Here is a 7,087-nt window from a genome sequence, read left to right on the forward strand (position 1 = left end):
GTCGACGAATTCGACCAATACTTCAACGAAGTTCTGCAAGGCACCTGGTACGCCGGAAGTCGCCTTCTTCGCCGCCATGCGGAAAAGAAGAACGAAGATCAGCCCCAACGCGACCGACCAGCCGAGGGTATCGACGTGGAAAGCCCAGAAGCCCATCGCCTTGGCTTCTGCTGCGGTGTGGGCAAAGCCCCAGCCGCCGGTAGGTAGCTGACCGAAGGTCAGGTTTTGCAAGTGGTGCTGGATATAGCCCGAAGCGGATTCTGCTGCCATGGTTGCCTCAAACGCCCTAAGGTCTCGAAAGTCTTGTTCTCATCAGCAGGGGAGCGAACCAGCTGACCAGTTGGGTCAGCACGAAGACGCCGAATACAGCTAGCGGCGCCAGTGGCTTCACACCTGCGAACGTCAATGCAAAGAGCACTGCCGTCAAAATCAGTTTGCCCGCCTCACCGGCATAAAAAGACCGGACGATGGCTTGAGCTGCTCGGGCGCCGGAAAACCGAAATGCCCTGTGAGCGAAATAAACATTGGGAAGCAAGGCTATCAGGCCTCCGCAGAGTCCTGAGTATCCGGCTACGACTCCATGCCATCGCCAGAGCGCCAAAGCGGCAAGCAGCAAAACGACAAATTGTGCCAATAACACGGGAAAAACCGCCAAGCGATGGAACGGCAAGCGGTTTGGCGTGCGGGTTTCCATCACTTTTGCTCCTCAAAGGTCGGCTGCCAGAATTCAATAACTTGGCATAATTTGTGCCGACAAAATGCGCGCAGAGTATAGGGGCGGTTCAGCCCCTATTCAACTGTCAGGTAGTGATTTCGAACATCGCGCTACATGAGGAAATGTTTCAGCGGATATGTGCGAGAACGCCTTGAAGCTCATCGAGGGAGTTGTAGCCAATCACCAACTGCCCTTTGCCCTTCTTCCCGTGGCGGATCTGCACCGCAGAGCCTAGGCGCTCTGCCAGGCGCTGTTCGAGACGAGCGATATCCGGGTCAGGTTTCGAGGGTTCGGCAGGCGCCGGTTTACCACTCAACCACTGGCGAACCAGTGCCTCGGTCTGGCGCACGGTGAGGCCACGTGCGACAACATGTCGCGCCCCCTCGACCTGTTGATTTTCCGGCAAACCGAGCAAAGCACGGGCATGACCCATTTCCAGGTCGCCGTGGGACAGCATGGTCTTGATGACTTCAGGCAATGCAATCAGGCGCAACAAGTTGGCTACGGTCACGCGGGATTTGCCCACCGCCTCGGCGACTTGCTGCTGAGTCAGCTGGAATTCCTGCTGCAGACGCTGCAGGGCGACCGCTTCCTCGATCGGATTGAGGTCTTCGCGCTGGATGTTCTCGATCAACGCCATGGCGATTGCGGTTTCATCCGGTACATCGCGCACCATCGCCGGGATGGTTTCCTGGCCAGCCTGCTGGCTGGCGCGCCAGCGGCGCTCGCCGGCGATGATTTCAAAGCGGCCGGCACCGATCGGGCGAACCACGATCGGCTGCATCACGCCTTGAGCCTTGATCGACTGCGCCAGTTCTTCCAGCGCCTGGGGGTCCATGTCGCGACGCGGCTGGTACTTGCCACGCTGGATCAGGTCCAGCGGCAGGTGCTGTAGCTCACGCTGATCGGCCTGCACCGCTTGCTCTTCAAGCGAACTGACAGTCGGACCACTCAGCAGTGCATCCAGTCCACGTCCGAGACCTCGTTTCTTGACGGCCATGGGGATTCCTTAAGTTGCCTGAGCAGCGGCAATGCGTGAATTTTTGCGTTGACGACGAACCATCTCGCCCGCCAGGGCCAGATAGGCCAATGCGCCACGGGATTGTTTGTCATAGGCCAACGCCGGCATGCCATAACTTGGCGCTTCGGCCAGACGGATGTTGCGCGGTATCACGGTGTCGTACAGTTGCTCGCCGAAGTGTTCCTTGAGCTGTGCCGACACGTCGTTCATCAGGCTCAGGCGCGGGTCATACATGGTCCGCAGCAAGCCTTCGATTTTCAGGTTCGGGTTCAGCAGCTCAGCGATACGCTTGATGTTATCCACAAGGTCGCTCAACCCTTCGAGCGCGAAATACTCGCACTGCATGGGGATAATTACCCCGTCGGAGGCAACCAGAGCATTGAGCGTGAGCATCGACAGCGACGGTGGGCAGTCGATCAAAATGTAATCGTAGTTCTCACGGATTGGCGCCAAAGCACTGCGCAGACGGCTTTCCTTCATCTGCATTTCCAGCAGAACGACTTCAGCCGCGGTCAAATCGCGGTTGGCCGGCAACAACTGGTAACCACCGTGTTCGGAGAAGTGCATGGCCTGGGCCAGGTCGCACTCGCCGATCAACAGGTCGTAGACCGAATTTTCCAGACCGTGTTTATCCACACCGCTACCCATGGTGGCGTTGCCCTGTGGATCAAGATCGATCAACAACACCCGACGCTTGGTCGCGACCAGGGATGCTGCGAGGTTGATGCAGGTGGTGGTCTTGCCCACACCACCCTTTTGGTTCGCTATCGCGAATACCTTAGCCATTCTTGCTTGTGTTCCCAATCATGCCGTGCGGCGCAGTATCAGCAGATGGCGTTGGCCTTGGCAACCGGGTACGGCCAGGGCGTGTTCGCTATCGAGGTGGAAGTCTGCCGGCAATGCTACCAGCTCATCGGCCGGATGAACGCCCTTCATTGCCAGCCAACGCGTATCGCTATCGCCCAAGTGGCGAGTCCAGTTACTGAAGTTCTCCATGCTGCTGAATGCCCGGGAAATAATCCCGTTGAACGGCAGTTCAGGCGTGAAGGCTTCGACGCGACTGTGGATAACTTGCAGGTTATCCAGTTTGAGTTCGAGTTTGACCTGAGTCAGGAAGCGGGTTTTCTTGCCGTTGCTGTCCAGGCACGTCACTTGCGACTCGGGAAACAGGATCGCCAGTGGAATACCCGGCATGCCGCCGCCACTGCCAACATCCAGCCAGCGACCGTTTTCGATGAAGGACATCACGCTCAGGCTGTCGAGCAGGTGCCGCGAAACCATTTCGTCCGGATCACGCACGGCGGTCAGGTTGTAAGCCTTGTTCCATTTGATCAACAGGGCCAGATAACCCAGCAGCTGCGCGTGCTGGGTTTCTGTCAGGTTCACACCGAGCTGGCGAGCACCTGTGGATAACTCTTCGGCATGTTGCGAGGTGACCAACGAACTCAAGCGCTTTGCTCCAACTGACGGCCCGCGCCGCGTTTTTTCAAATGAATCATCAACAGCGAAATCGCTGCCGGGGTCACGCCCGGAATCCGCGAAGCCTGGCCCAGGGTCTCTGGACGGGTCGCGCCGAGCTTGCTCTGGATCTCTTTGGAGAGACCGGAAATGTTCGTGTAGTCGATATCCACAGGCAATTTGGTGTCTTCACTGGCCCGCAGGCGAGCAATTTCATCTTGCTGGCGGTCGATGTAACCGGCGTATTTGGTCTTGATTTCGACCTGCTCGGCGACCTGTGGATCTTCTGCACCGGCGCCGGTCACCGAGATCAGACCAGCGTAGTCGATTTCCGGACGGGTCAGCAGGTTCAGCAAGTTGTATTCGTGGGTCAGCGGCGTGCCGAACTTTTCGGCAATCGCATCGCCCTGTTCCGTACCGGGGCGAACCCAGGTGCTTTTCAGGCGCTGCTCTTCCAGTTCGATGCTTTCGCGTTTTTTGCAGAAAGCTGCCCAGCGCACGTCGTCCACCAGACCCAGTTCGCGACCTTTTTCGGTCAAGCGCAGGTCGGCGTTGTCTTCGCGCAGGATCAAACGGTATTCGGCACGGGACGTGAACATCCGATACGGTTCCTGGGTCCCCAGGGTAATCAGGTCGTCGRCCAATACGCCGATGTACGCTTCATCGCGACGCGGGCACCAGCTGTCTTTGCCCTGGGCACGCAATGCTGCGTTGGCCCCGGCGAGCAAACCTTGGGCGCCGGCTTCTTCGTAACCGGTGGTGCCGTTGATTTGCCCGGCGAAGAACAGACCACCGATGACTTTGGTTTCGAGGCTGTACTTCAGGTCGCGCGGATCGAAGTAGTCGTACTCGATTGCGTAGCCCGGGCGAACGATATGGGCGTTTTCCATGCCGCGAATCGACTGCACGATCTGCAATTGCACGTCGAACGGCAAGGATGTGGATATCCCGTTCGGGTACAGCTCGTGGGTGGTCAAACCTTCCGGTTCGATGAAGACCTGATGGCTTTCCTTGTCGGCAAAACGGTGAATCTTGTCTTCGATCGACGGGCAGTAACGCGGGCCGATGCCTTCGATCTCACCGGCAGCGGAATACATAGGCGAACGGTCGAGGTTCGCGGCAATGATTTCGTGGGTACGCGCATTCGTATGGGTAATCCAGCAACTGACCTGCTGTGGATGCTGTTCCTTGTTGCCCATGAACGACATCACCGGGATCGGCGTATCGCCCGGTTGCTCGGTCATCACCGAGAAATCCACAGAGCGGCCGTCGATACGCGGCGGAGTACCGGTTTTCAAACGACCCACACGCAATGGCAGTTCACGCAGACGGTGAGCCAGTGCGATCGATGGTGGATCACCGGCGCGACCGCCGGAAAAATTCTGCAAACCGATGTGGATAAGTCCACCGAGGAACGTGCCGGTGGTCAACACCACGGAATCCGCGAAGAACCGCAGGCCCATTTGGGTGACAACACCACGCACTTGTTCCTGTTCGACGATCAGGTCGTCGGCCGCCTGTTGAAATATCCACAGGTTCGGCTGGTTCTCGAGAATCTCGCGCACAGCGGCCTTGTACAGAACGCGGTCGGCCTGGGCGCGAGTAGCGCGCACGGCTGGGCCTTTGCGGCTGTTCAAGACGCGAAATTGAATACCACCTTTATCGGTAGCCATGGCCATCGCACCGCCAAGGGCATCGATTTCCTTGACCAGATGGCTCTTGCCGATCCCGCCAATCGCGGGGTTGCAGCTCATTGCTCCGAGGGTTTCCACGTTATGCGTCAGCAACAGGGTTYTTGCCCCCATACGTGCTGATGCAAGTGCTGCCTCGGTACCGGCATGACCGCCGCCGATGACGATCACTTCAAAACGGGAAGGGAAATCCACCACGCACCTCGTGCCTGCTTCAGTTAGGTAATCAGGAATAGTTTGAGCTCAGGTTTTCGGACCTGATCGACAAGTATAGGGACTTCGCCCTTCCTAAAGAACCCTTTGCACAAAATTTAACCAGCTGTGGGTAAGTCACGAACAATAGAAATTAAAAAGAAAGAAATTTATTAAATCTTTGTTTTTATGTTTATTTCTATAGAGCATCCTTTCTGTGGATAGATCTATACAGCCCTTTATTTTCAATGTGTACAGATGAATGAAAGCCTGTGGTCATGTGCCAAGGAGGCCCTTGGATAACCGGTGTAAGCCTGTGGATGAATGGGGTGGTTATCCACAGATGTGGTTTTCCTCAGTTTTGAGGCCCTGTTATCAACCGTGCTCAGTGGCAGTTATTCACAAGGCTTAATCCACAGAAAAGCGCTGAATGGGGGCAAATTCCGCCCTCGGGGAAACGACCGAAGCGATCGATGCCGCTCGGCGATGCGAAAAATGCGGGGGATACACAGACTTGTGGGAGCTGGCTTGCCTGCGATTTAAGCAATACGGTGTGTCAGACACGCCGCCTCGCGAGCAAGCTCGGCTCCTACGGAGGGAGAGGTGAGGTTATTTACCGATACAGAAGCTGGAAAAGATCCTGCCCAACAGGTCGTCGGAGCTGAATTCGCCGGTAATTTCACCCAACGACTGCTGTGCCTGACGCAAATCTTCAGCCAACAGCTCTCCGGCACCGGCCAGGGTCAGCTGCGCGCGACCATGTTCGAGTGAAGCACTGGCATGGCGCAGAGCTTCCAGGTGGCGCCGACGGGCGCTGAAGCTGCTTTCCGAGGTTTGCTCATAGCCCATGCAGGCCTTGAGATGGTCACGCAGCAGTTCCAGGCCTTCGCCAGCAGACTTGGCGCTCAAGCTGATGGTCGCCTCGCTGATGGCTTTCAATGCCCGTTCCACACCGATTTTCTCGACCTGGTCTTCGGTGTCGCGCAAGCCAGCCGTGTCGACCACATGCAGAGGCATACCATCGATGTGGATATGTTCGCGCAGGATGTCCCGGGTCGTACCGGCAATCTCGGTAACAATCGCCGCTTCACGGCCGGCCAATGCATTGAGCAGGCTGGATTTGCCGGCGTTGGGACGACCGGCAATCACCACGGTCATGCCGTCACGCAGCAACGCGCCCTGCCCGGCTTCACGCAATACGGTGGATAACTCATCGCGCACCGCATCGAGCATCTTCAGCACGTGGCCATCGGCAAGGAAGTCGATTTCTTCTTCAGGAAAGTCGATTGCCGCCTCAACGTAGATCCGCAATGCAATCAGTTGCTCGGTGAGGTTATGCACACGCTGCGAAAATGCGCCTTGCAACGAACGCAAAGCGTTACGAGCAGCTTGTGCAGAACTTGCTTCGATCAAATCGGCGATGGCTTCGGCCTGGGTCAGGTCGAGTTTGTCGTTGAGGAACGCGCGTTCGCTGAATTCACCCGGCCGGGCCAGACGGCAACCCAATTGCAGGCAGCGCTGCAGCAACATATCCAGAACGATCGGACCGCCATGGCCCTGGAGTTCCAGCACATCTTCGCCGGTGAATGAATTAGGTCCCGGAAAATACAAGGCGATGCCTTCGTCCAGCACTTCCTCGTTTTCACTGAGAAACGGGCCGTAATGGGCGAACCGCGGTTTCAGTTCGCGACCGCTGATGGCTTTCGCCGCAACACTCGCCAACGGTCCGGAAATACGGACGATACCGACACCACCACGGCCTTGAGCGGTGGCGACGGCGGCGATGGTTTCACGAGGAGCGCTCATGATTCGATATCCAGATAAAAATGACAGATAGCAAAACGCCCCACTAGGGGGCGTTTTGAGTGGTTATCCACAGAGTAAGTTATGCAGCCGCTTTTTTGGTAGCCGCTTCAATCTTACGCGTGATGTACCACTGTTGGGTGATGGACAGGCAGTTGTTCACAACCCAGTACAGCACCAGACCTGCCGGGAACCACAGGAAGAAGA

Annotated in this window: 7 protein-coding genes and 1 pseudogene; all 8 read right to left on the reverse strand. The window is 57.0% G+C overall.

The genetic code is table 11. From position 1 onward, the window contains the following. Positions 1-270 (reverse strand): annotated as a pseudogene (locus AC1DH9_RS19525) (F0F1 ATP synthase subunit A); the annotation flags it as partial. A gap of 16 nt (positions 271-286) precedes the next feature. After that, the gene (locus AC1DH9_RS19530; protein ID WP_123427104.1) at positions 287-694 is read right to left on the reverse strand and encodes a F0F1 ATP synthase subunit I; all 408 of its coding nucleotides are present in this window, start codon (positions 692-694) and stop codon (positions 287-289) included. Positions 695-842: 148 nt separating this feature from the next. Beyond that, positions 843-1,715, reverse strand: a complete 873-nt coding sequence (locus tag AC1DH9_RS19535) for a ParB/RepB/Spo0J family partition protein (RefSeq protein WP_054594858.1) — start codon at positions 1,713-1,715, stop codon at positions 843-845. Positions 1,716-1,724: 9 nt separating this feature from the next. Then, positions 1,725-2,522 carry a ParA family protein gene (locus AC1DH9_RS19540; protein WP_019694399.1) on the reverse strand — a complete coding sequence of 266 codons (798 nt, stop codon included), beginning with the start codon at positions 2,520-2,522 and terminating at the stop codon, positions 1,725-1,727. A gap of 18 nt (positions 2,523-2,540) precedes the next feature. Beyond that, positions 2,541-3,185, reverse strand: a complete 645-nt coding sequence (rsmG, locus tag AC1DH9_RS19545; protein WP_123584336.1) for a 16S rRNA (guanine(527)-N(7))-methyltransferase RsmG — start codon at positions 3,183-3,185, stop codon at positions 2,541-2,543. Next, positions 3,182-5,080, reverse strand: a complete 1,899-nt coding sequence (gene mnmG, locus AC1DH9_RS19550; RefSeq protein WP_477808615.1) for a tRNA uridine-5-carboxymethylaminomethyl(34) synthesis enzyme MnmG — start codon at positions 5,078-5,080, stop codon at positions 3,182-3,184. The genes rsmG and mnmG overlap by 4 nt, the downstream gene beginning before the upstream one ends. Positions 5,081-5,686: 606 nt before the next feature. After that, complete coding sequence (mnmE, locus tag AC1DH9_RS19555) at positions 5,687-6,883, reverse strand: tRNA uridine-5-carboxymethylaminomethyl(34) synthesis GTPase MnmE (protein WP_477808616.1); 1,197 nt, start codon at positions 6,881-6,883, stop codon at positions 5,687-5,689. A gap of 79 nt (positions 6,884-6,962) precedes the next feature. Beyond that, the coding region (locus AC1DH9_RS19560) for a YidC/Oxa1 family membrane protein insertase (RefSeq protein ID WP_477808617.1) at positions 6,963-7,087 on the reverse strand (125 nt) is incomplete at its 5' end.

Source organism: Pseudomonas sp. 05T35 (assembly GCF_056396605.1).

Coding starts and splice junctions, on each gene's coding strand:
- AC1DH9_RS19530 (WP_123427104.1), bottom strand. CDS start 694: ATGGAAACCCGCACGCCAAACCGCTTGCCGTTCCATCGCTTGGCGGTT.
- mnmE (WP_477808616.1), bottom strand. CDS start 6,883: ATGAGCGCTCCTCGTGAAACCATCGCCGCCGTCGCCACCGCTCAAGGC.
- AC1DH9_RS19540 (WP_019694399.1), bottom strand. CDS start 2,522: ATGGCTAAGGTATTCGCGATAGCGAACCAAAAGGGTGGTGTGGGCAAG.
- AC1DH9_RS19535 (WP_054594858.1), bottom strand. CDS start 1,715: ATGGCCGTCAAGAAACGAGGTCTCGGACGTGGACTGGATGCACTGCTG.